Origin of the sequence: Oerskovia sp. NPDC060287, from assembly GCF_042726775.1 — a bacterium.
GTDB lineage: Bacteria > Actinomycetota > Actinomycetes > Actinomycetales > Cellulomonadaceae > Oerskovia > Oerskovia merdavium.
This window is the reverse complement of sequence record NZ_JBHXBO010000049.1, coordinates 1-22592: the sequence shown is the minus strand read 5'-3', so window position 1 is coordinate 22592 and position 22592 is coordinate 1. Positions and strand designations below refer to the sequence as shown.

The 22592-nt window shown below is 73.4% G+C and carries 20 protein-coding genes; 9 read left to right on the top strand and 11 right to left on the bottom strand.

Annotated elements, in window-relative coordinates; translation table 11 throughout:
- Positions 1 to 93: 93 nt before the first annotated feature.
- The gene (locus ACFWFR_RS06620) at positions 94 to 2370 is read right to left on the bottom strand and encodes an LLM class flavin-dependent oxidoreductase (protein WP_377621961.1); all 2277 of its coding nucleotides are present in this window, start codon (positions 2368 to 2370) and stop codon (positions 94 to 96) included.
- 116 nt (positions 2371 to 2486) lie between these two features.
- Here ACFWFR_RS06620 and ACFWFR_RS06615 point away from each other — a divergent pair, with 116 nt between their 5' ends.
- A complete protein-coding gene (locus ACFWFR_RS06615; protein ID WP_377621959.1) occupies positions 2487 to 3005 on the top strand; it encodes a MarR family winged helix-turn-helix transcriptional regulator in 519 nt (172 codons plus the stop codon).
- 5 nt (positions 3006 to 3010) lie between these two features.
- Here ACFWFR_RS06615 and ACFWFR_RS06610 read toward each other — a convergent pair whose 3' ends face one another.
- Together ACFWFR_RS06610 and ACFWFR_RS06605 are read right to left on the bottom strand one after the other, a co-directional pair.
- A complete protein-coding gene (locus ACFWFR_RS06610) occupies positions 3011 to 3661 on the bottom strand; it encodes a hypothetical protein (RefSeq protein ID WP_377621957.1) in 651 nt (216 codons plus the stop codon).
- 125 nt (positions 3662 to 3786) lie between these two features.
- Positions 3787 to 4809, bottom strand: coding sequence for a beta-ketoacyl-ACP synthase III (locus ACFWFR_RS06605; protein WP_377616286.1), 1023 nt, complete (start codon positions 4807 to 4809; stop codon positions 3787 to 3789).
- Positions 4810 to 5059: 250 nt separating this feature from the next.
- On the opposite strand from ACFWFR_RS06605, the gene bsh reads away from it, so the two are divergent.
- Complete coding sequence (bsh, locus tag ACFWFR_RS06600; protein ID WP_377621956.1) at positions 5060 to 6007, top strand: choloylglycine hydrolase; 948 nt, start codon at positions 5060 to 5062, stop codon at positions 6005 to 6007.
- Positions 6008 to 6115: 108 nt separating this feature from the next.
- Here the strand turns inward: bsh and ACFWFR_RS06595 are convergent, their stop codons facing one another.
- Together ACFWFR_RS06595 and ACFWFR_RS06590 are read right to left on the bottom strand one after the other, a co-directional pair.
- On the bottom strand, positions 6116 to 6991 hold the full coding sequence (locus tag ACFWFR_RS06595; RefSeq protein WP_377621954.1) for an alpha/beta fold hydrolase: 876 nt from the start codon (positions 6989 to 6991) through the stop codon (positions 6116 to 6118).
- Positions 6992 to 7037: 46 nt separating this feature from the next.
- Positions 7038 to 8507: a carboxylesterase/lipase family protein gene (locus ACFWFR_RS06590; RefSeq protein ID WP_377621952.1), complete on the bottom strand. Its 1470-nt coding sequence runs from the start codon at positions 8505 to 8507 to the stop codon at positions 7038 to 7040.
- A gap of 159 nt (positions 8508 to 8666) precedes the next feature.
- Here ACFWFR_RS06590 and ACFWFR_RS06585 point away from each other — a divergent pair, with 159 nt between their 5' ends.
- The 4 genes from ACFWFR_RS06585 (at position 8667) to ACFWFR_RS06570 (ending at position 13241) form a co-directional block, all read left to right on the top strand.
- Entirely contained in the window at positions 8667 to 9059 is a 393-nt protein-coding gene (locus ACFWFR_RS06585) for a hypothetical protein (RefSeq protein ID WP_377621951.1), read from the top strand.
- Between the two features lie 58 nt (positions 9060 to 9117).
- On the top strand, positions 9118 to 9789 hold the full coding sequence (locus tag ACFWFR_RS06580; protein WP_191800902.1) for an AIM24 family protein: 672 nt from the start codon (positions 9118 to 9120) through the stop codon (positions 9787 to 9789).
- An 88-nt stretch (positions 9790 to 9877) separates the two neighbouring features.
- Positions 9878 to 11470: a Na+/H+ antiporter gene (locus tag ACFWFR_RS06575; RefSeq protein ID WP_377621949.1), complete on the top strand. Its 1593-nt coding sequence runs from the start codon at positions 9878 to 9880 to the stop codon at positions 11468 to 11470.
- A gap of 136 nt (positions 11471 to 11606) precedes the next feature.
- Positions 11607 to 13241, top strand: a complete 1635-nt coding sequence (locus ACFWFR_RS06570) for a peptide chain release factor 3 (protein ID WP_318244353.1) — start codon at positions 11607 to 11609, stop codon at positions 13239 to 13241.
- Positions 13242 to 13343: 102 nt separating this feature from the next.
- On the opposite strand, the gene ACFWFR_RS06565 is transcribed toward ACFWFR_RS06570, so the two are convergent.
- From ACFWFR_RS06565 to ACFWFR_RS06555, 3 genes are all read right to left on the bottom strand, one after another.
- Positions 13344 to 14933, bottom strand: a complete 1590-nt coding sequence (locus ACFWFR_RS06565) for an MDR family MFS transporter (protein WP_377621947.1) — start codon at positions 14931 to 14933, stop codon at positions 13344 to 13346.
- Between the two features lie 371 nt (positions 14934 to 15304).
- Complete coding sequence (locus ACFWFR_RS06560; RefSeq protein ID WP_377621946.1) at positions 15305 to 16249, bottom strand: serine/threonine dehydratase; 945 nt, start codon at positions 16247 to 16249, stop codon at positions 15305 to 15307.
- Between the two features lie 228 nt (positions 16250 to 16477).
- Entirely contained in the window at positions 16478 to 17164 is a 687-nt protein-coding gene (locus ACFWFR_RS06555) for a FadR/GntR family transcriptional regulator (protein ID WP_377621944.1), read from the bottom strand.
- A gap of 255 nt (positions 17165 to 17419) precedes the next feature.
- Here ACFWFR_RS06555 and ACFWFR_RS06550 point away from each other — a divergent pair, with 255 nt between their 5' ends.
- Genes ACFWFR_RS06550 through ACFWFR_RS06540 form a run of 3 tightly spaced genes read left to right on the top strand, consistent with a single transcriptional unit; the run spans position 17420 to position 20546 of the window.
- Positions 17420 to 18229, top strand: coding sequence for a (Fe-S)-binding protein (locus ACFWFR_RS06550; protein WP_191800892.1), 810 nt, complete (start codon positions 17420 to 17422; stop codon positions 18227 to 18229).
- A complete protein-coding gene (locus ACFWFR_RS06545) occupies positions 18226 to 19884 on the top strand; it encodes a LutB/LldF family L-lactate oxidation iron-sulfur protein (protein WP_377621943.1) in 1659 nt (552 codons plus the stop codon). The genes ACFWFR_RS06550 and ACFWFR_RS06545 overlap by 4 nt, the downstream gene beginning before the upstream one ends.
- Positions 19881 to 20546 (top strand): lactate utilization protein C, encoded by a 666-nt coding sequence (locus tag ACFWFR_RS06540; protein ID WP_377621941.1) that lies wholly within the window; start codon positions 19881 to 19883, stop codon positions 20544 to 20546. The genes ACFWFR_RS06545 and ACFWFR_RS06540 overlap by 4 nt, the downstream gene beginning before the upstream one ends.
- 158 nt (positions 20547 to 20704) lie before the next feature.
- On the opposite strand, the gene ACFWFR_RS06535 is transcribed toward ACFWFR_RS06540, so the two are convergent.
- Genes ACFWFR_RS06535 through ACFWFR_RS06525 form a run of 3 tightly spaced genes read right to left on the bottom strand, consistent with a single transcriptional unit; the run spans position 20705 to position 22529 of the window.
- Positions 20705 to 21271, bottom strand: coding sequence for a TetR/AcrR family transcriptional regulator (locus ACFWFR_RS06535; RefSeq protein ID WP_377621940.1), 567 nt, complete (start codon positions 21269 to 21271; stop codon positions 20705 to 20707).
- A complete protein-coding gene (locus ACFWFR_RS06530) occupies positions 21268 to 21909 on the bottom strand; it encodes a sugar O-acetyltransferase (RefSeq protein WP_377621939.1) in 642 nt (213 codons plus the stop codon). The genes ACFWFR_RS06535 and ACFWFR_RS06530 overlap by 4 nt, the downstream gene beginning before the upstream one ends.
- 35 nt (positions 21910 to 21944) lie before the next feature.
- Complete coding sequence (locus ACFWFR_RS06525; protein ID WP_377621937.1) at positions 21945 to 22529, bottom strand: NUDIX hydrolase; 585 nt, start codon at positions 22527 to 22529, stop codon at positions 21945 to 21947.
- Positions 22530 to 22592: the final 63 nt, after the last annotated feature.

Below are 22592 nucleotides of genomic sequence, written 5' to 3'. Positions count from 1 at the left end.
GTCAGGGGGCGGCTCGGGGCCCTTCGCCGTCGGGACCGGTCAGGCAGGACCGGTCCTCGAGCACCGACCGACGGGGCGGCTCGGACCGTCCGGTCAGGCGTCGGCCGGCGGGATCGGGAAGTTGGCCGAGAACAGGTTGGTCGGGTCGACCTCGCGCTTGACCTGGCGCAGGCGCGTCAGCGTGGGCTCGGGGAACGCCTCGAGCAGCCGCTCGGGGCGCGAGTCGGTCTCGAACGACAGGTAGAGCCCGTCGGTGTGCGGGTGCACCAGGTCGTCCCACACGCCGTCGATCCCCGCCGGGCCTCCCCGCGACCCGAACGCCGCAACCGAGAAGTTCTGGGTGCGGTGGGCGTAGGCCGTCGCGTCGGCGGCGACGTCGTTGACCGCACCGCCGACCGCCCGGAGCTGGAGGAGCTGCGCCGCGCCGCTCCCGAGGAAGCGGGCGAGGTCGCGGGCCGTGGCCTGGTCGACGTGCTCGACGAGGCCCGAGCGCGAGCCCGGCTCCCCGCCCCCCGAGTGCTGGGCGTCGGCCCGGCGCACGATCCCCGAGTAGGGGGTCAGCACCGCCTGGTGGTCGAGCAGCGGCGCCGAGTCGGCGAGGCTCTCGAGCGCGCGGATCGCGGCGTCGGTGTCGTCGTCGGCCCACACGGTCATGAGCTGGGCCATGGGCCCGCGTCCGCCCCGGCCAGCGCTCATGTGCAGGAAGCTCGTGAGCTCGCGCGGCGCGGCCTCGACCGTCGCTGCCCAGCGCTCGAGCAGCCCCGCGGTGTCCGAGGCGTCGAGCACCATGATCGAGTAGACGAGGTCCGTCACGGGAGCGGCCTCGACGTCGACCCAGGTCACGACCCCCATGTTGCCGCCCGCTCCGCGCAGCGCCCAGAAGAGCTCGGGCTCCTCCCGGGCGTCCACGACACGCACCCGCCCGTCGGCCGTGACGACCTCCGCCGCGACGACGTTGTCGATCGTCAGGCCGTGCTTGCGGCCCATGAGACCGATCCCGCCCGTCGTGGCCAGCCCACCGACGCCCACACCTCCGGAGTCGCCCGAGCTGATCGCGAGCCCGTGGGGCGAGAGGACCTCGGCGACCTGCCCCCAGGTCCCACCGGCCCCCAGCCGCACGCGGCGCGAGCCGTCCTCGGGCACGACGACCTGGTCCAGGGCGCCGACGTCGAGCAGCACCCCTCCGTCGTTGGTCGAGCGCCCGCTGATGCCGTGGCCGGCCGACCGCACCGCGAGCGGCACGTCCTGCTCCCGGGCCCAGACCACCGCCTCGGCGACCTCGTCCGCGGTGCGCGGGCGGAGCACGATGCCGGGCGCCCCCGAGCGCATGTAGGTGTGCCGCACCGCGTCGTACGCACGGTCCCCCGGCTCGACCGCGTGCTCGCTCAGGGTCGCAGGGAGCGAGCCGTAGTCGATGCCCTCGCGGCGGGCCGCGAGGGCCGAGGCCCCGCGACGGTGAGCGGCGGGCGCCGTCCCGGCGGACCGCCGCTCGGCCGCGACGAGCTCGCGCAGCGCGGGGGCGACCTCCTCGCCGAAGACCTGGATCTCACGCGGGTCGTCGGTCGCGAGGACGAACCCCGAGACGCCGTCCTCGAGCGCGAGCGCACCGAGCTCCTCGACCCACTGCGCGGGCGGTCCCTGGAGGTAGCCGAGCCGGCTCGTGGAGAACTTGCCGTTGACGTTGAGCATGCGGCGCACCGCGCTCGGGTCACGACCCGCGGCGAGCGCGGCCTCGTCGATCACGACGTTGCCCTTGGCCAGGTCACCGGGCTGGAGGTAGGACAGCGAGGGCAGCCAGCCGTCACCCTTGCGGCCGATGAGCCGCTGCATGCGGGGCTTGACCGCCCCGATCCACAGCGGGACGTCGTGCGCCGGGGCGGGTCCGCGCTTGGCGCCGTCGACCTGGTGGTGGGTGCCGTGCACGCGCAGGGGCGTCCGGTCGCTCGTGTCCCAGATGCCTCGGATGATGTCGATGGCCTCCTCGAGCGCGGTGACGGCCTCGCCCGGCGCGAGGCGAGGCGTGCCCATGGCCTCGATCGCGTCCCAGAACGCGCCGGCGCCCAGCCCCATCGCGAACCGGCCGCCCGAGAGCAGGTCGAGGCTCGCCCCGGCACGGGCCAGCACGGCGGGCGGGCGCAGCGGGAGGTTGAGGACGTTCCCCGCGACCTGCACCCGCTCGGTCGACGCCGCGACCCACGTCAGGAGGGTCCAGGCGTCGAGGAACGCCGGCTGGTAGGGGTGGTCCTGGAAGGTCACGAGGTCCAGGCCCGCGGTCTCGGCGAGCTGCGCGAGGCGCACGGGCGCCTGCGGGTCGCGGTTCTGCGGGGTGTGGAAGGTGCCGAGGATCAGGTCGTGGCCGTAGTCCGTCATGCGTGCGCGCTCCGTGTGCCGCGGGGGGCGGCGGTCGTGTCGAGATCGTCTGAATTGCAGACGATATCATCAGCAACTCATCTTCCGCCTAGATCATTCCGTTGTATCCTGAGGTCGTGACCCTCGCGACGCCTGACACCTCCCGCTCCCCCAGCCCCCTCGGCTGGTCTCTCACCGCGCTCCTGCGCGAGTGGAGCGAGCGCGTCGACGTGCTCGCCGAGGACCTGCCCGACGGGACGCGCGGCTACCAGGTGCTCTCCGCCGTCGTGCACGACACCCCGCCCAGCCAGGCCGCGCTCGCGGCGCGGCTCGGGATCGACCGGACCGTCATGACCTACCTGATCGACAAGTACGTCGGCTGCGACCTCGTCGAGCGCCAGGCGGACCCCACCGACCGCCGGGCCCGGCGCATCGTCGCGACCGCCAAGGGGCGCGCCGTCCTCGCCGACCTCGACGCACGCGTCGCCGCGGCCGAGGAGGACCTGCTCGCGGGGCTCGACCCCGCGGACCGCGCAACCCTGCGGCGCCTCCTGGAGCGCGCCGCCGACCGCGCGGCGCACGACGAGGACCGGTGCGCCGTCGTCGCGCAGGGCATGGGCGCTGTGAGCGCACCGCGCGAGCGCACCCCGCGGTAGCCGGCTCACGACGCGGCGGGCGCCGGCCCCTCGCCGATCGTGCGTCGCGACAGCAGCGCAGCGACCAGGAAGCACACCGCCCCCAGCAGCGTGCCGAGGTTGGCCCAGAACGCGCTCACGAGCGAGTCCGTCTGCGGCACCACGTACGCCCCCACGGCCGACGCGCCGAACGCGACCGAGCCCACCAGGTTGAGCCACGTGCCGTGCCACGTGCGCGCGTCCGCGTCCCACAGGTGACCGCGGTCCCGGGTCGCGACGACCGCGAACGCGCTCGACACGAGGAACGCGACCGACCCGTAGGCGTCGGGCCGCCAGCCCGCGCCCAGGCGCGTGGGGTCGGCGATCGCCGCACCCAGCGCGGCCGCGGTGCTGATGTTGAAGAAGAGGGTCCCGGCGAGCTGGACGGCCGCGGCCCACCAGTCCCAGCGGTCGGCCGGGAGGGTCCCCCTGCGGGGCACACGGCGTCCGCTCAGGCTCAGCTGGATCGCCGCGGCGAGCGTGAAGAAGACCGAGCCGACGCAGAACGTCACGCCCACCCAGACGGGTCCCGCGGCCTGGGCGTAGAACGGCACCGCGCCGACCAGGAAGCACGCCGACCCGACGACGAACCCCCACGCCTCGCGGCGCAGGCGGCGGACGCGCACGTCACGAGCCATGCGCCCAGCGTGGCACGCTGCCGCCCGGCCGTCTCGGCGGGACCGGTCGACGGACCCGTCGGGTGGACGGTCGGCGGGCCCGCCCTGCGGGAGCCGACGCGGCGGGCAGCCGACGCGGCCGCAGATCAGCGCGTGGGCGTCTCCACGACCTGGCCCGCCCAGGCGAAGCCGCCGCCGAACCCGATGAGCAGCGCGGGCACGCCCGCGGGGATCTTGCCCGAGTGCCACCACTTCGACAGGCCCAGCGGGATGCTCGCGGCCGAGGTGTTGCCCGACTCCGTGATGTCGGTGACGACGACCTTGTCCTCGAGGCCCAGCGCCTTGGCGAGGGGCTCGATGATGCGCAGGTTGGCCTGGTGCGCGACGAGCACCTCGATGTCGTCGAGCGTCAGGCCCGACTTCTCGACCGCGGCGCGCGCCCGGTCCGCCGCACGCGTGATGGCCCAGCGGAAGACCGCGCGCCCGTCCTGGACGAACTTCTCGTTCGGGGTCTCGATGAGCACGGCCGGGGTCAGCTCGGGCTCCGAGCCCCACGCGACCGGCCCGATCCCCGGGGTGTCCGTGCCCTGCACCACGAACGCCCCCGCGCCGTCGGCCGTGAGGATGCACGTCACGCGGTCGGTCCAGTCGGTGAAGTCGGTCAGCTTCTCGGCGCCGATCACGAGCGCCGTGGTCGCGGCTCCGGTGCGGATCGCCTGGTCCGCGAGACCCAGGGCGTGCGCGAAGCCGGAGCACGCGACGTTGACGTCCAGGATCACGGGCCCGACGACGCCGCGCAGGTCGGGCGCGTCCTCCTCCTCGGGCGTGGACTGGCCGGGCATGACGCCCGTGCGCAGGTTGTACGCCACGCGACCGGCGGTGTTGGGCGAGCGGTCGCGCGCCGTGGCCGTCGCGACGATGATCATGTCGACCTCGCTCGCCGCGACGCCGGCGTCCTCGAGCGCATGGCGCGCCGCCGCGGTCGCCATGTCGGCCACGGTCTCGTCCTCGGCCGCGACGTGACGCGTCACGATCCCGGTGCGGGAACGGATCCACTCGTCGTTGGTCTCGACCAGCTGAGCGATGTCGTCGTTGGTGAGCGTCCGCTCGGGCTGGTGGTGGCCGATCCCGACGATGCGCGAGCCGGCGGCTCCGGTGAGGGTGAGCATGGGTCGATCATTCCCCCGGGTGGGCGGATCGTCCAAGTCGCCGGTCCGAGCACCGGACCTCCTCCGGACCCGGACGACCTCGCCGACCGGGCGCGCGCGGACGCGGCCCCGGCCCTGGAGCGCTCGGCGCTCGCGGTCTCGCTGAGCACGACCGTCGATCAGAGACGACCATGGAAGGACGGGGGCACGACGCGGGGCATGGCGAACCGCGTCCGCCTCACCTTGCATCGACGACGACAGGGGCATCGCTATGTGCACGGGCATCAGGTTCTCGGACGGCCAGGACAACCTCTACCTCGCACGGAACCTCGACTGGACGAGCGGGTACGGGGAACAGGTGGTGATCACGCCCACGGGGTACGCACCGAGGTCGCCGTTCGGCGCGGTGCCCAGCATCCAGCACGCGACCATCGGCATGGGCATCGTGGAGGAGGACACCCCGCTCTACTTCGACGCCGGCAACGACGCGGGCCTGGCCGTCGCAGGGCTCAACTTCCCGGGGTACGCGGCCTATGCCACTGCCCCCGTCGAGGGCGACGTCAACGTCGCCGCGTACGAGTTCCCGCTGTGGGTGTGCTCGCAGTTCGCGAGCGTCGACGAGGTCGAGGCGGCGCTCCAGCACGTCACGATCGTCGACAAGCCGATCAACGACAAGTACCCCAGCTCGCTGCTCCACTGGATCATCGCCGACGCGGAGCGCGCGATCGTCGTGGAGCACACGAGCGAGGGCATGCAGGTCTTCGACGACGACGTCGACGTCCTGACGAACCAGCCCGGGTTCGCGTGGCACCACGAGAACCTGCGCAACTACCTCAACACCACGCCCGAGTTCCCGCCGGAGACCGAGCTGGGCAGGGCCCACCTCACCCCGTTCGGCTCGGGCTCGCACATGAGGGGGATCCCCGGGGACTACTACTCGCCCTCCCGGTTCGTCCGCGCCGCCTACGTCAACGCCCACTACCCGACCAAGAGCAGCGAGGAGGAGAACGTCAGCCGGGCGTTCCACACGCTGCAGCAGGTCGCGATGGTCGACGGGTGCGCAGCGATGGGGTCGGGCGAGTTCGAGATCACGATCTACACCGGGCTCTTCTCCTCCCGGACCACGACCTACTACTGGAACACCTACGAGGACCCGGCGGTCCGCAGCGTCGCCCTCGCCGACCACCCGACGGACGGCGACAAGCTCGTCCTCGCGTAGACGACCGCCGGCCGCGCCGGCGCGGGACCGGGCTCCGGAGGGTGTGCGGGGCCCGGTCGGTGCGGGCCGGACGGGCACCGAGCGACCGAGGTCCTGCTCACCCCCTGGTCATCGGGCCTCGACCTCGGCCAGCAGCCCGTCGACCAGCCCCAGGAAGGTCGCGAGGTCGTCGCGCCGCACGCAGTGCCCCGCCCCGGCGACCCGCACGACCCGGCCCCTGCCCGCGAGGACCTGCTCGGCTCGGTGCGCGCCGTCGTCGGACACGAGCGAGTAGCTCGACGCCTCGCCCGCCGCGACCACGACCGGCACGCGCGCCTCGAACGCGACGGGCCAGTCGCGCGCGGTCCACTCGTGCGGGACCTCCAGCAGGCGCGGCGAGACCGCTCGCTGGGCGCGGGCCCACGGCTCCGACTCCTCGGGCGACCACTGCGGGAAGCGCGCGCGGAAGTCGGCCGCGAGCTCCGCCGTCGGGCGCCCGCGGGCCGCCTCGATGCCCGGCGCGAGGAACAGCGGCCGCCCGCCCTCGTCGTGCTCGGTGTCGCTGACGCCCCACGCCGGGTCCTCCAGGACCAGGCCCAGGACCAGGTCGGGGTGGCGCAGCGCGAGCTCCTGCGCCGTGAGGCCGCCCATCGAGTGCCCGACGACGACCGCCGGGCGTCCGAGCACGTCCCGGACCGCGCGGGCCGCGTCGTCCGCGAGCGCCGCGAGCGTGAAGGGTTCGTCGGGCAGCTCGGAACCTCCGTGGCCACGGGCGTCGAGCGTCAGGACGTCGCGCGAGCGGACGAGGTGGCGGACCGTGCCGGGCCAGCACTCGCCCGAGTCGGTCACGCCGTGCAGGAGCAGGACGGGAGGGCGCTGCGGACCGTCAGGGGCCGCGGTCCGGTACAGCCTCCAGGCGTTGGGGCCGGTCCGGCCGGTGAGCGGGTCGGGCGTGGCCGACGGTCCGACGGACGGGGCGGCTGTGTCGAGGTGGCTGCTGTGCACGGGTAGATCTTCACCCCGAGCGGCTGCTCGGGGAAAGCACGCCCGTTCACCGCGCGTCGAGCGCCGCCCGCTCGTCGTCGCGCGGTGCGAGGACCACGGGGTCTCCCTCGCCGTCGAAGACCCGCACGGGTCGCGTCTCGTCCCAGCGTTGCCAGCCCGGGTCGCCCGAGGTCGCGAACGCCACCCAGGCGCCGTGCATCGCGGTCGCGAGCGACTGGGGTGCCTCGGGGCCCGCGAGTGCGGTCGAGTCGGGCGTCGCGAGCCCGTCGAACACGAACCCGAGCTCGACGGCGTGCGCGGCGCCGAGGTCTTGCACCGGGCTGCGCCAAGCGAACTCGTAGACGAACGTCTCGGCGTCCGCGGACCGGCGCGAGTCGGCGACCTGCTGGAGCGGGACACGCAGCAGGACGTCGGTCGCGAGCGCGCCCAGGAGCTCCCCCGCGGACGCCCCGGGGCGGTTGCGCCGGAACAGGCGGACGGCCCGCGCGGAGATCCCGACCTTGCGCCGTGCCACGGCCAGGTGCCACCACCTGAACCTGCTCAGCAGCCCCGTGGGGACGAACCAGAGGCGGTACTCCTCGGTCGTGGCCCCGATCAGCAGCGGGATCGTGCTCCCGGCTCCCGCAGTGAGCGCCTCGTGAGGCTCGCGGGGCACCAGGTCGTCGTCGAGCACGAGCGCGAACCCCGGCCCGCCCGTGAGCGGCGTGGATCCCGCGGTCACGCGGTCCTGCGAGCCGACCAGTGCCTCGGGCAGGACGGTCGCGAAGCCCGCGCGTGTCGTCGGGACACCCAGGTCCTTGCCCATGGCGCGCGTGATGCGCCCCGCCCGGGCGGCCGGCTGGGCGGACAGGGGGCCGCTCTGGACGATCGCCCGGGCGACCAGGTCCGGCGCCGAGGGGTGCGCGAGGATCGCCGAGACCGTGTTCCCACCGGCGGACTGGCCCGCGAGCGTCACCCGGCGCGGGTCGCCACCGAACGCCGCGACCTCGTCCTGGACCCAGCGCAGCGCGGCGAGCTGGTCGGCCAGGCCGAGGTTGCGCGGAGCGCCGTCGAGCACCGAGAAGCCCTCGGCCCCGAGCCGGTAGTTGACGCCCACGAACACCACGCCGTCTTGCGCGAACCGTGTGCCGTCGTAGCCCGCGAGCGCGTTGGACCCGTGCGCTAGCGACCCGCCGTGCACCCACACGATCACGGGGAGAAGGTCCGTGCCCCGGTCGGCCGGCGTGAAGACGTTGACGTGCAGGACGTCGTCGCCCGGGACCGTCACGGTCGGCAGCAGGGCAGCGAGCGCCCCGGGGTAGGGCGACTGCGGCGCGGTGGCCCCGTAACGCGTCGCGTCCCGCACCCCGGCCCAGGGCTCGACGGGACGAGGGGGCGCGAAGCGGCGCGCACCGAACGGCGGGGCCGCGTACGGGACGCCGAGGAACCGCTCGACGCCGTGGGCGACGGTCCCCTCGACCGCGCCCTGGCTCGTCACGACCTGCACCCGACCGACGGTCTCGCTCTGCGCGCTCATCGGTCCATCGTCTCCCCGGGAACCTCCGAGCCGGAGCGGCGCGCCGGTGGGCGCGCCGCGAGACGGAGCCGGTCGCAGGTCGTCCCGGGGACCGGGCCCGGCAGGCTCGCTGGGCCGGCGGGGCTGGCGGGAGGGCGCGACAGTTGCCAGACTGCTGCGATGCCCGACGACGAGGTCACGACGAGCCCGCACGAGACGCGGCGTCGACAGGCCCGGCCCCACCCGGTCCGGCGCGCCGTCGTGGTGGCCGTCGCCGCACTCGCGCTGCTCGCGTGGAGCGCGACGCTCGAGGTCGCGTGCGGGCTGCCCACCGGCCTGCCGGACGGTGTCGTCGTGGCGTCGCCCTGCCCGGCGCAGAGCACCCGGACCGCGGCCGCCGTGGTCGCTGCGGTCGTCGTCCTCGCAGGGCTGGTCGGGCTGCTGGTCCTCCGGCGCAGGGCGTGGGTCCGTCCGGCACGGGCGGAACGAGCCCTGTTCGTGACCTTCGTGGTCCTGGCGGTCGTGGCCGTCGTCAGGGCGATGGGCGCAACGGGGTTCGTCGCGGCGATCTAGGTCGAGGCCGGCGTCCTCGCGAGTGCACCGGCCACGCGTGTGCCGGATGATCGGTGCCATGCGCAGCACACTCATGCACCACACCGAACAGCCCGGCGAGCCGGGGAGCTTCCAGCTGCAGAACGACCGCATGCTCAAGGTCGACCTCGCGGGCACGGGCGGCTTCTTCTACGCCCGGCAGGGCTCGATGGTCGCGTACCAGGGCGACGTCGACTTCGCGTACGAGGGCTCGGGCGGCGTTGCCAAGATGTTCAAGAAGGCCTTCACGGGTGAGGGCATGTCCCTCATGAAGGTCTCGGGCAGCGGCGACGTGTTCCTCGCTCAGGACGCGGACCAGGTGTTCGTCCTGCACCTGGAGGACGAGTCCGTCACGGTCAACGGCTCGAACGTCCTCGCCTTCGAGAGCACCCTCACGTGGGACATCAACCGCGTCGAGGGAGCGTCCATGATGAGCGGCGGGCTCTTCAACACGACGTTCACGGGGACGGGCTCTCTCGCCGTGACGGCGTACGGGACGCCCGTGGTCCTCGACGTCGACGAGCCCACATACGTCGACATGCAGGCCGCCGTCCTGTGGTCGAGCTCGCTCACGTCCACGATCCGCAAGACCGCGAAGCTCTCGGCCGCGATCGGCCGCGGGTCGGGCGAGGCGTACCAGCTCGGTCTCACGGGTCGCGGCATCGTCGTCGTCCAGGCCTCCGAGGGCCACCCGATCCCGACGGCGAAGTAGCGCGGCGGCGGGCCCGACGCACGGCTCCAGCACCCTGACCACCGGGCGGCCGGGCCCGCGGGCGCACGAGATCCCCGAGGAGGCAGCCATGATCGGTCTCGAGCTCGTCGTCGTCCTCGGCGTGGTCATCGTGGTGTGCGGGGTGCTCGCTCGCCGTACCCGGGTCGCGGACCCGATCCTGCTGCTCGTCGCGGGGATCGTGCTGGGGTTCGTGCCCGCCCTGCGGCAGGTGCACCTGCCTCCCGAGCTCATGCTCCTCGTGTTCCTCCCGGCGCTCCTCTACTGGGAGGCCATCACGACGTCGTTGCGGGAGATCCGGGCGACCCTGCGCGGGATCGTCCTGACGAGCACGCTGCTCGTGGTCGCGACGGCGGCCGCGGTCGCGACCGCGGCCCACGCCCTGGGCATGCCCTGGGGTCCCGCGTGGGTGCTGGGCGCGGCGGTCGCGCCGACCGACGCGACCGCCGTCGGCGTCCTCGCGCGGGCCCTGCCCCGGCGGACCGTGACGGTGCTGCGCGCCGAGAGCCTCGTCAACGACGGCACCGCGCTCGTGCTCTACGGCGTCGCGGTGGGGGTGACCGTGGGCGAGGAGACGCTGGGCGCGGGGCACGTGACGTGGTTGTTCGTGCTCGCGTACGGCGGCGGGATCGCGGTGGGGCTGCTCGTCGCACGCCTCGCGGTCCTCGTCAGGCCTCGCATCGACGACCCGATGCTGGGCAACGTCGTCATCCTGCTCCTCCCGTTCGTGGCCTTCCTGGTGGCCGAGCTCATCGAGGCCTCCGGGGTGCTGGCCGTGGTCGTGTGCGGGCTCGTCATGAGCCAGGTCGGGCCGCGGATCGGGCGCGCCGCGACGCGGCAGCAGACCGTCGCGTTCTGGTCGATCTCGACCTACCTGATCAACGCGTCGCTGTTCGTCCTGGTGGGGCTGGAGGCCCAGTCCGCGGTGCGCAACCTGGTCTCCGAGGACCTCGTGACCGCGATCGTCGGCGTCGCGGTCGTGTGCGCGGTGATCCTCGTGGTGCGGTTCGGGTTCCTCGTGCTCTCGGCCTACACGATCCGGCTCGTCGACCGGCGCCCCTCCCAGCGGGGACGGCGCGTCACGAACCGGGCGCGAGCGGTCAGCACGGTCGCGGGCTTCCGGGGCGCGGTCTCGCTGGCCGCAGCCCTCGCCGTGCCTGCGCACCTGAGCTCGGGCGCGCCCTTCCCGGACCGCGACCTCATCGTCTTCATCACGTGCGGCGTGGTCGCGACGACGCTCGTCGTCCAGGGCCTCCTGCTCGCGCCCACGGTCCGGTGGGCCCGCCTGCCCGACGACGACGGGGTCGCCCGCGAGCGTCGGCTCGCCGACGAGACGGCCGCCCAGGAGGCCCTCGACGCGCTCCCCGACGTCGCGGCGGCGCTCGGGACGGACCCCTCGGTCGTCGACCGGCTGCGCGGGGAGTACGAGGAGCACCTGACCCTGCTCCGGGCACGCGACGGCGGGGCCGACGACCCGGACCCCGCGGTGCTCCTCGACGACGAGTACACCGAGCTGCGCCTCGCGCTGCTGGCCCGCAAGCGCGCGACGGTCGTGCGCCTGCGCGACCAGCGCGAGATCGACGACACCGTGCTGCGCCAGGTGCAGGCCCGGCTCGACCTCGAGGAGATCCGGCTGAGCCGCGGCGACCCCGCCCCGGAGTGAGCGGTCGCCGACGTGGTCACGGCCGGTTCGATCTCGCGGGAGAATGGAGAGCTGGGTGCTGCGTCCCGCGCGGATGCGCCCCGCCCCCTTTGCCCTCGATCGCGCAGGAAACTGCAGGAAGCCACAGGACGTTCCAGTGCCCTCAGCGGACCAGCCCACCACGCCCAGCACCACCCCCCAGGCCTCCCCGGCGAAGGAGCAGGCGACCGTCCTCGCGGAGGCCTCGCGCCGCCGCTCGTTCGCGGTCATCAGCCACCCGGACGCCGGCAAGTCGACGCTCACCGAGGCGCTCGCGCTGCACGCCAACGCGATCCGCGAAGCGGGCCGCGCCGACGGCAAGGCGGGCCGTCGCACGGTGTCCGACTGGATGGACATGGAGCAGGACCGCGGCATCTCGATCACCTCGGCGGCCCTCCAGTTCACGTACCGCGACGCCATGATCAACCTGGTCGACACCCCGGGGCACGCGGACTTCTCGGAGGACACGTACCGCGTGCTGTCCGCGGTCGACGCGGCGGTCATGCTGGTCGACGCGGCCAAGGGCCTCGAGGTCCAGACCATGAAGCTCTTCGCGGTCTGCAAGCACCGCGGCATCCCGCTCATCACGGTCATCAACAAGTGGGACCGTCCGGGCAAGGACGCGCTCGAGCTCATGGACGAGATCCAGGAGCGCACGGGCCTGGTCCCCACTCCCCTCACCTGGCCCGTGGGCGTCGGGGGCGACTTCCGTGGTGTGCTGGACCGCCGCACGGGGCAGTACGTGCACTACACGCGCACGGCCGGCGGCACCACGATCGCCCCCGAGGAGGTCATGGACCCCGACGCGGCCCTGGACCGTGAGGGGGACGCCTGGACCACCGCCGTGGAGGAGGCCGAGCTGCTCGCCGACACCAACGGCGACCACGACCAGGAGAGCTTCCTGGCCGGGCAGACGACGCCCGTCCTGTTCGGGTCCGCGGTGCAGAACTTCGGCGTCCACGCGCTGCTCGACGTCCTGGTCGACGTCGCGCCCTCGCCCTCGCCGCGCGTCACGGTCACCGAGGACACGCGCCCGGTCGAGGCGCCCTTCAGCGCGTTCGTCTTCAAGATGCAGGCCGGCATGGACACCGCGCACCGCGACCGGCTCGCGTTCGCGCGCATCTGCTCAGGCGTGTTCGAGCGCGGCATGGTCGTCAGCTCGGCCCGCACGGGCAAGCCGTTCGCGACCAAGTACGCGCAGCAGGTCTTCGGCCGCGAGCGCACGATCGTCGACACCGCCTACCCAGGCGACGTCGTGGGTCTCGTCAACGCGGCGGGCCTGCGCGTGGGCGACACGCTCTACCTGGACAAGAAAGTCGAGTTCCCGCCCCTGCCGACGTTCGCCCCCGAGCACTTCGCGGTCATGCGCGCCAAGGACGTCTCGCGCTACAAGCAGTTCCAGCGCGGCGTCATGCAGCTCGGCGCCGAGGGCGTGGTCCAGGTCCTGCGCTCCGACCTGCGCGGTGACCAGGCCCCGGTCCTGGCCGTGGTGGGCCCCATGCAGTTCGAGGTCGCCGAGCACCGCATGGCGACCGAGTTCAACGCGCCCGTGTCGCTCGACCGCCTGGGCTACTCCATGGCGCTGCGGACCACGAAGGACTGGGTCGTGCAGCTCAACGCGCAGCCCGGCGTCGAGGTCCTCCAGCGCGAGGACGGCGAGTACCTGGCGCTCTTCCCCGACCGCTGGCGCGTGACGTCGGTGCGCAACCGCCTCGAGGGCGTGGTCCTGCTCGAGGACGAGATCTTCGGCTGACCCTCCTGCCCTTGATGCCCGACGGCGGAGCGCACCCACGTACCTGGGCGCGCTCCGCCGTCGGGCATCAGCGGGCAGGTGCGGGCCGGCGGCCCGCCCACCTCACCGCTCGACCGCGGCACCCCGCGCGACCAGGCCGGCCTGGTCGGAGAGCTTGAGCTCCTTCATGAAGAACGCGATGACGAAGCCCAGCGCGCCGAGCGGGACCAGGTACCAGAACGCGGGCGCGAGCGCGTCGGTGTAGGCGTTGACGACCAGGTCGTGCAGCGCCGCCGGCAGCTCCTTGACGGCGTCCGGCGTGAGGCTGTCCGGCCCGAAGTCCTTGGGCATCTCGCTCGCCGGCAGGCCCTTGGTCGCGTCGGCCAGGTTGGACGTCAGCTTCGAGGTGAACACGGTCGAGAACACGCTCGTGCCGACCGCGGCACCGATCTCGCGCAGGAAGTTGTTCGTGGACGTCGCCACACCCACCATCTCGGGGGCGACCGAGTTCTGCACCGCGATCACGATGGTCTGCAGCACGAGTCCCAGCCCGAACCCGAGCACGAAGATCATCGCGCCGAACGTCAGCATCGAGATGTCGGACGTCAGCTGCGTGAGCAGGACCAGCCCGATCGTCGCGATCCCCATCCCGAGGATCGGGTAGATCTTGTACCTCCCGCTGCGCGCGATGAGCAGACCCGACCCGATCGCCGTGATCATCAGGCCGACCGTCATGGGCAGCATGAGCAGCCCGGACTCGGTCGCGCCGTAGCCGTGGGCCATCTGCAGGAAGGTCGGCAGGAACGACAGCGCCGCGAACATCGTCATGCCCAGGATCAGGGCGATCGAGACCGAGACCGAGAAGGTCCTGCTCCTGAACAGGTGGAGCGGGATGAGCGGGTCGGCCACCTTGGTCTCGACGACCAGGAACGCGATCAGCGCGAGCACCGTCACGACCAGCACCGTGAGCAGGGCCGGGCTGCTCCAGTCGTACTTCTTGTCGCTCGAGATCGAGCTCCAGCTCGTGAGGAGCACGATGCCCGCGGTCGTGACCGCCATCAGCAGCGCGCCGCCGACGTCGAACCGCTTGCTCGGCGTGCGCGACGGGAGCCGGAGCTTGAACCACGCGATCCCGAACGCGATGAGGCCGATCGGCACGTTGAGCCAGAAGCACCAGCGCCACCCCGGCCCGTCGGTGAACCAGCCGCCCAGCAGCGGGCCCGCGACCGTGGCGATCCCGAAGACCGCCCCCATGGGACCCATGTACCGGCCACGGTCCCTGGCCGAGACGATGTCGGCGATGATCGCCTGGCTCAGGATGACCAGGCCACCGGCCCCCAGCCCCTGGATCGAGCGCCACACCACGAGGTCCACGAACGAGGACGAAAGCGCCGACCCCGTCGAGCCGACCACGAAGATCGCGATCGCGACGAGGAACGGAAGCCGACGTCCCCGCAGGTCGCCGATCTTGCCGTAGATCGGCATCACGATCGCGATCGCGAGGAGGTAGGCCGTGATGATCCAGCCCTCGTCCTGGGCCGCCCCGAGGTCTCCCACGATGGTGGGCAGGGCCGTCCCGACGACGGACTGGTCCAGCGCGGACAGGAACATCGCGGCCAGCAGGGCGCTGAAGATCACGTAGACGGTGCCCTTGGAGAGCACCAGCTCGGGTTCGCCCGGCGCCTGTGTCGTGGAACGCGCGGTATCACTCATCGCAGAGTCCTTCCTGGCGTCCGGCAGCCGGTAGGGACGGCGGCCGTCGGAGGTCGACGGAGGTCGTGACCTGAACGCGTGAGAACCGCCCGGTTCCAGGGGGAACGTCGGCGGGCAGCCGCTCGGACGGGGCTCGTCCGGGCGGTACGTCGCGTCCCTCCAGGGTGGGACGGGGCCTCCTGGGGCGCAACACGTGGCCGATCGCGCGCGTCCTGGCGCGACGCGGCGGGACCGAGCGGCCTCGCGTCCTGCCGCGGGGTGGACCTGGCGGAGCAGAGCCTGGCGGAACGCGGGGCCAGGTCGAGACGGACCCGGCGGGAGCGTGCCCTCGCGGGTGAAGGGGCGGGCCGCGAACGGTGCCCGGTGGAAGGTCAGCGCGCGAGGTCCGAGGGGTCCGTGTTCGCCCCGCACAGCACGACCACGACGGTCTCGCCCGGCTCGGGCACGTAGGCGCGCGACTCGAGCGCGGCGAGGGCCGCGGCGGCCCCGTGCTCGACGACGAGCCGCCGCTCGTCCCACAGGTGCCGGCGAGCGGCGACGATCGCCTCGTCGGTGACCAGGACCGACCGCACGCCGTCGCGCTGCGCGAGAGCCAGCGCCGTCTCGGAGGTACGGCGGGCGCCGAGCGAGTCCGCCGCGACCGACGCGACGGGGACGTCCACGACGGTGCCGGCCTCGAGCGCCGCGTGCAGGGCCTGCGCCCCGTGGGGCTCGACGGCCACGACCCTGATCCCGCGCGGGTGCGCCGCGGCGGCCACGCCGCTGAACAGCCCCCCGCCCCCGACCGCGACGACCACGGTGTCGACGTCGGTCCGGGCAGCGACGATCTCCTCCAGAAGGGTGCCCGCGCCCGCCGCGATCAGCGGGTTGTCGTAGGCGTGCGAGGCGAGCGCGCCCGTCTCCGCCGCGAAGGCCTGCGCGGCGTCGAGCGCCTCGGCGTACTCGGCCCCCACCTGGTGGACCTCGGCACCGAGCGTGCGCAGGCGTGCGACCTTGACCGGCGGCGCGGTCCGGGGCACGAACACGGTCGCACGGACCCCGTGGGCCCGCGCGGCCCACGCGTTCGCCATGCCCGCGTTCCCGCCCGACGCGATCACGATCCCGGCCTCGGGCAACGTGCCCGCGTCGAGGTGGGCACCCACGAAGTTCAGGGCACCGCGCGCCTTGAACGAGCCCGTGTGCTGCATGAGCTCGAGCGCGAACACCCCCGTCGCCGCGCCGAGCGCACCCGGGTCCATGGGCGCGAGCGCGACGGGCCGGACCTGGCCCGCGATGCGCTGGGCCGCGGCGAGGACGTCCAGGTGGTCGATGGTCATGGGGTCCTCCGGGGGCGGATCGAACGGTGCGGGGACGAGAGGTCTCCACCGGGCGGGGGCGAGCGAGGGCGCCGGTGGACCCAGGGGAACCCTACGTCGTGAGCTCCCCGGCCAGGGCCTCGTCGAGGTGGAGGGTCGTCCCCGAGGTAGAGGGGGACCGTCGAGGTAGAAGGCCACAGACCTCTACCTCGACGGTTCCCCTCTACCTCGCGGGCCGCGGGGCGCAGCTCACAGCCCCGCCTCGCGGTAGAAGCCCTCGATGTGCTCACGCACAGCGTCTGCCGCCCCGGCACCGTCGCCGCGTGCGACCGCGTCGAGGACCGCACGGTGCTCGGCGCGCAGCCGCACCGCGGTACGGGGCCAGTCCTCCAACCGCTCGGTACCGGCCTCGACGTAGGACTCGATCGCACCCCGCAGGCCCGTCATGACGGCCTCGACCAGGACGTTGCCCGCGAGCCGGACGAGGGCCACGTGGAAGGCCGCGTCGAGCTCGCGGAAGCGGGCCGGGTCGAGCGAGGGGTCGTCCATGGTGTCGAGCAGCGTGGCGGCCTCGGAGAGTCCCGCGCCGCCGACGGTCGCGGCGGCCTGCCCGACCGCCCAGGTCTCCAGGAGCACCCGGGTCTCCACGACGTCGCGGACCACGAGCGTCCCGGACGCGACGTGCAGTCGCACGGCCGCGCCCAGGCCCGCGGCGGGCCGGTCGATCACGGTGGCGCCGGCGTCGGGCCCTGAACCGACCGCGGTGCGGACGATGCCCATGGCCTCCAGGACGCGCAGCGCCTCGCGGACCGAGGGTCGCGAGACGCCGAGCTCCTCGGCGAGCGCGCGCTCGGCCGGGAGGCGTTCGCCGAGGCCCCAGCGACCCGCCGCCAGGTCTGCCTCGATGCGGGCGAGGACGATCTCGTGGGTGCGCACGTGGTCAGCGTAGTGCCGGGCGGGACGGACGGGACGAGCGTGACCGCGGGGCGGCACGCGTTCTGACACACCGTGGTCATGTGGTCCGACCACAGCCTCGCGATGGTCTACAGTGGCTCGGACATCGTGTGGTCAGACCACAGCCTGCTCGCCGTCGAGCAGGGGCCGGGAGGGCCACGCGGTACCTCGACGGGCACTCGCCGCCCGCCGGGACCAGACTGAGTCCCACCGCCCCCTGCCCGGCTGGAGTCCCCAGTGCGTATCGCCCTCGCCGCCACCTGCATCGCCGACGCGATGTTCCCCCAGGCCCCCCGGGCCACCGTCCAGCTCCTCGAACGCCTCGGTCACGAGGTGTACTTCCCCGAGCAGCAGACGTGCTGCGGGCAGATGCACGTCAACACCGGCTACTTCGACGAGGCCGTGCCCGTCATCAGGAACCACGTCGAGACGTTCGCCCCCGCGCTCGACGGCGAGTGGGACGCGATCGTCGTCCCGTCGGGCTCGTGCACCGGGTCGATCCGCCACCAGCAGGCCATGGTGTGCCGCCGCGCGGGACAGGAGAAGCTGGGCGCGACCGCCGAGGCCCTGGCGGCCAAGACCTACGAGCTGTCCGAGCTGCTGGTCGACGTGCTCGGGGTGACCGACGTCGGCGCGCACTTCCCGCACCGCGTCACCTACCACCCCACGTGCCACTCGCTACGCATGATCCGCGTGGGCGACAAGCCGCTCCAGCTCCTGCGGGCCGTCGACGGGATCGACCTCGTCGAGCTCCCCGGGGCCGAGAGCTGCTGCGGGTTCGGCGGGACGTTCGCGCTCAAGAACTCCGAGACGTCGACCGCGATGCTCAGCGACAAGATGTCGAACGTGAAGTCGACGGGCGCCGAGGTCGTCACGGCGGGCGACTACTCGTGCCTCATGCACATCGGCGGCGGGCTCTCGAAGCTGCGCTCCGGGGTGCGCACCATGCACCTCGCGGAGATCCTCGCCTCGACGCAGTCGGCCCCGACGCCCGTGGACGTCGAGGCCGCCCCCGGTCGCGACAGCGAGGCGGAGGCCGCGCGATGAGCACCTTCCTCGGTTTCCCCACCCGCCGCGGCGCCAAGACCCTGCCCGACGACGGCGCGCACCCGGGAGCGCCCGGCACCAGCGCGGGTCCCGGCTGGGCCGACGACGTGCCCCACCCCGACGCCCCGCTGCGCTGGGGCGCGACGTTCCCCGAGGCCGCCAAGCAGGCGCTGGGCAACACGCAGCTGCGGCGCAACCTGGCCCACGCGACCTCGACCATCCGTGCCAAGCGGGCAGCGGTCGTCGGCGAGGTACCCGACTGGGAGGAGCTGCGCGACGCGGGCTCGACCATCAAGGCCCACGTCATGAGCGACCTCCCGCGCCTCCTCGAGGAGCTCGAGTGCAACGTGACCGCACGCGGTGGCGTGGTGCACTGGGCCCGGGACGCGGCCGAGGCCAACCAGATCGTGACCGACCTGGTCAAGGCCACGGGCGAGACCGAGGTCGTCAAGGTCAAGTCCATGGTCACGCAGGAGATCGGCCTCAACGAGGCGCTCGCCGAGGAGGGCATCGCGGCGTTCGAGACCGACCTCGCCGAGCTCATCGTGCAGCTCGCGGACGACATGCCCTCGCACATCCTGGTGCCCGCGATCCACCGCAACCGCTCGGAGATCCGCGAGATCTTCCTCGAGCGCATGGGCGACGCACCGCCCGACCTGACCGACGCGCCGCGCGAGCTCGCCATGGCGGCGCGCGCGCACCTGCGTCGCAAGTTCCTCTCCGCGAAGGTCGCGATCAGCGGCGCGAACTTCGCGGTCGCGGACACCGGTACGCTCGCGGTCGTCGAGTCCGAGGGCAACGGACGCATGTGCCTCACGCTCCCCGAGACCCTCATCACCGTGATGGGCATCGAGAAGCTCATCCCCACGTACCAGGACCTCGAGGTCTTCATGGCGCTCCTGCCCCGGTCCTCGACGGGCGAGCGCATGAACCCGTACACGTCCCTGTGGACGGGCGTCACGCCGGGCGACGGGCCGCAGGAGTTCCACCTGGTCCTGCTCGACAACGGGCGCAGCAAGGCCCTGGCCGACGACGTGGGCCGCGCGGCACTGCACTGCATCCGGTGCTCGGCGTGCCTCAACGTGTGCCCGGTCTACGAGCGCGTGGGCGGGCACGCGTACGGGTCCGTCTACCCGGGACCCATCGGCGCGGTCCTCACGCCCCAGCTCACGGGGTCGACGGGGAGGTCCGACCCCAACAACTCGCTGCCGTACGCCTCGACGCTGTGCGGCGCGTGCTACGACGTGTGCCCCGTGAAGATCGACATCCCCTCGCTGCTCGTCCACCTGCGGGCGCGCGAGGTCGACCAGGACCGGGGGCGCCCCACGGCCTGGGGAGCCGCCATGAAGGCCGCGTCGTTCGTCATGGCCAGGCCCGGCCGGTTCGAGCTCGCCGAGAAGGCCGGCGGCGTGACCCGTGTGCTGGGGGGCAGCAAGGGGCGCATCACGTCGTTGCCGTTCCCGGGCTCGAAGTGGACCGACGCCCGCGACCTGCCCGTGCTGCCGAAGCAGAGCTTCCGCGAGTGGTGGGCTGATGAGCACGCCGCCACCGAGACCGACCCCCGCGGCGAGCGACGATCGAGCGAGGCGCCCGACGGCGGCGGGTCGCCCTCAGCGGACCGCACCGACACCGAGACCACCGGAGACGCCCGATGAGCGCGCGCGACGACATCCTGGCCCGCGTGCGCGCGGCAGTCATCAACGACGGCGCGCACCTCGGTGACGCGGTAGCCGAGCAGGCCCCCGTCTCGCGCGGATACCGGATCACGGGCGAGCACTCCCCCGGGTCCGCCGAGGCGATCGAGATCCTCGTCGACCGGCTCGTCGACTACCGGGCGGTCGTGCACCGGGCCGCGACCACCGCGGAGCTGGCCCGCGCCGTGGGCGAGCTGCTCGCGGACGCTCGCTCCGTCGTCGTGCCCCCTGCGCTGCCCGCGACCTGGACGAGCGGGCTCGCGGCCGGGACCGCCGTCGTGCACGACTCGCGCGACGACCGCCGGACCGCGGCCGAGCTCGACCAGGTCGACGCCGTCCTGACCGCGTCGCGGCTGGCCGTCGCGGACACCGGGACGATCGTCCTGGACGGCGAGGACGACCAGGGGCGCCGCGCGATCTCCCTGGTCCCCGACCTGCACGTGTGCGTCGTGCGGACCGAGCACGTCGTGCACACGCTGCCCGAGGCCGTGACGATCCTCGCCGCGCACCCCACCCGGCCGCAGACGTGGATCTCGGGGCCGAGCGCGACGAGCGACATCGAGCTGTCGCGCGTCGAGGGCGTGCACGGGCCGCGCACGCTGCACGTGATCCTGCTCGGCTGAACACTCCCGGGCCGTGCCCCGGTCGCCGAGGCTCCTCGGTGACGGCGCCCGCCCCTCGGGGCCGAGCATGCGGTTGGCGCTCGTTCTGCGCCGCAGACCGGCCACCACCGCATGCTCGGCGGACGACAACCGCATGCTCGGCACCGGCGGAGGTGCGCTCAGCCCACCTGGCGCCGCACCGCACGGCGTACGCGCCCGGGGTCGAGCGGGCGGGTGGGCGGGCGACCGTCGGGCCCGGTCGAGAGGGCCGCGTGCAGCACGAGACCTTCGATGAGCGCGTCGACGTCGGGCGCGACCTCCGGGTCGACGTGCCGGCGCAGGGCGGCGCTGCTCGCAGCCATCCAGCGCTGCGTGACCGTGCGGAAGGCCGGCTTGCGGGCCGCGAGGACGTAGAGCTCGAGCGCGACAAGCAGGTCGCGCTGGTAGTCCCCCGACTCGGCGCACACGAGCGCGACGATCGCCTCGACCGGGTCGCCGCCGTCCGGCACCTCGGCCATGGCCGCCTCGAAGCGCGCCGCGGCCTGGACCGCGTGCCGTTCGAACGCGAGCCGCAGCACCTCGTCGAGGTTCTCGAAGTGGTACGTCATGGACCCGAGCGGCACGTCGGCCGCCGCGGCGACCACGCGGTGCGTGGTGCCCGCGACCCCGTGCTCGGCGATGACGTCGAGGGCCGCGTCGACGATCCGGTCCTTGCGGTCGGGGTCGACGCGGCGCGGCGAGGTCACGCGGGCTCGCCTCCGGCAGCTGCGCCGTCCGTGCCCTCGGGACCCTGAGCGTCCTCGGCACCGATGTGGCGCAGGACCCGCGCGGGGTTGCCCACGGCCACGACGTTCGCAGGCAGGTCGCGGGTCACGACGGAACCTGCCCCCACCACGGTGTTCTCGCCGATCGTGACCCCTGGGCACACGGTCACGCCGCCGCCGAGCCACACGTTGTCGCCGATCGTGATGGGCTGCGCGGCCTCCCACTTGTCGCGGCGGGGGCCGGGCTCGACGGGGTGCGTGGGGGTGAGGAGCTGGACGTTGGGGCCGATCAGCACGTCGTCACCGATCGTGACGGGTGCGACATCGAGGCACATGAGGTTGAAGTTGACGAACACGCGCGCGCCGATCGTGGTCCGGTAGCCCAGGTCGCAGCGGAACGGGGGGCGGATCTCGCTGCCCTCGCCGAACGCGCCGAGCAGCTCGGTCAGCAGCTCGCGGCGGGTCGCGCCGTCGTTCGGGTCGAGGGTGTTGACGCGGTGGCTGAGCGACATGGCGCGCTCGGAGTCGGCGGCGATCTGCGGGTCGTCGGCGAGGTAGAGGTCGCCGGCGAGCATGCGCTCGCGCATGGGGCGCTGGTCGGAGGGGTCGGGAAAGGTCATGTGTACAAGCGTACACATGAGCGCAGCGTGCCTCGTCAGACGGAGGCCCGACGGCGGTGCGTCATCTCCTCGAGGACCGTGCGGAGCCGCACGGGGAAGTCCTCGGGGGTGTCGGGCGGGAGCCGGTCCACGCGGAACCACGCGACGGCCTCGCTCTCGTCGCTCACGACGGGCAGCGCCTCGAGGTCCGCGAACGCGACGTAGCCCACGTCCCAGTGGACCAGGCACGTGCCGAAGCGCGAGGACAGCGCGTGCCGGTGCAGGTCCACGGGGGCGCCGTCGGGCTCGAAGGGCTCGAGCGTCTCGATGCCGCTCTCCTCGCGCGCCTCACGGAACGCCCCCGCCGCGAGGCTCCGGTCCCCCGGCTCGACGTGCCCGCCGACCTGGACCCAGAACTGGCCCTTGCGGTGGAAGCACAGCAGCACGTGCAGCAGGTCCGGGGTCAGCACGAAGCAGCTCCCGGTCAGGTGCTCGGGGCCGCCGCGGAAGATCACGTCGCCCCGGCCCTCCTCGACGAACGCGACGTACTCCTGGCGCAGCGCGGCCTGGGCAGGACTGAGCGGTGCCCAGGCACGGATCGAGTCGAGGGCTGCGTCGGCGAGGTCTTCGGCGGAGGTCATCCCGGAAGCCTACGACCGCCTGGACGTGGCGCGAGGTAGAGGGCTGCCGTCGAGGTAGAGGGC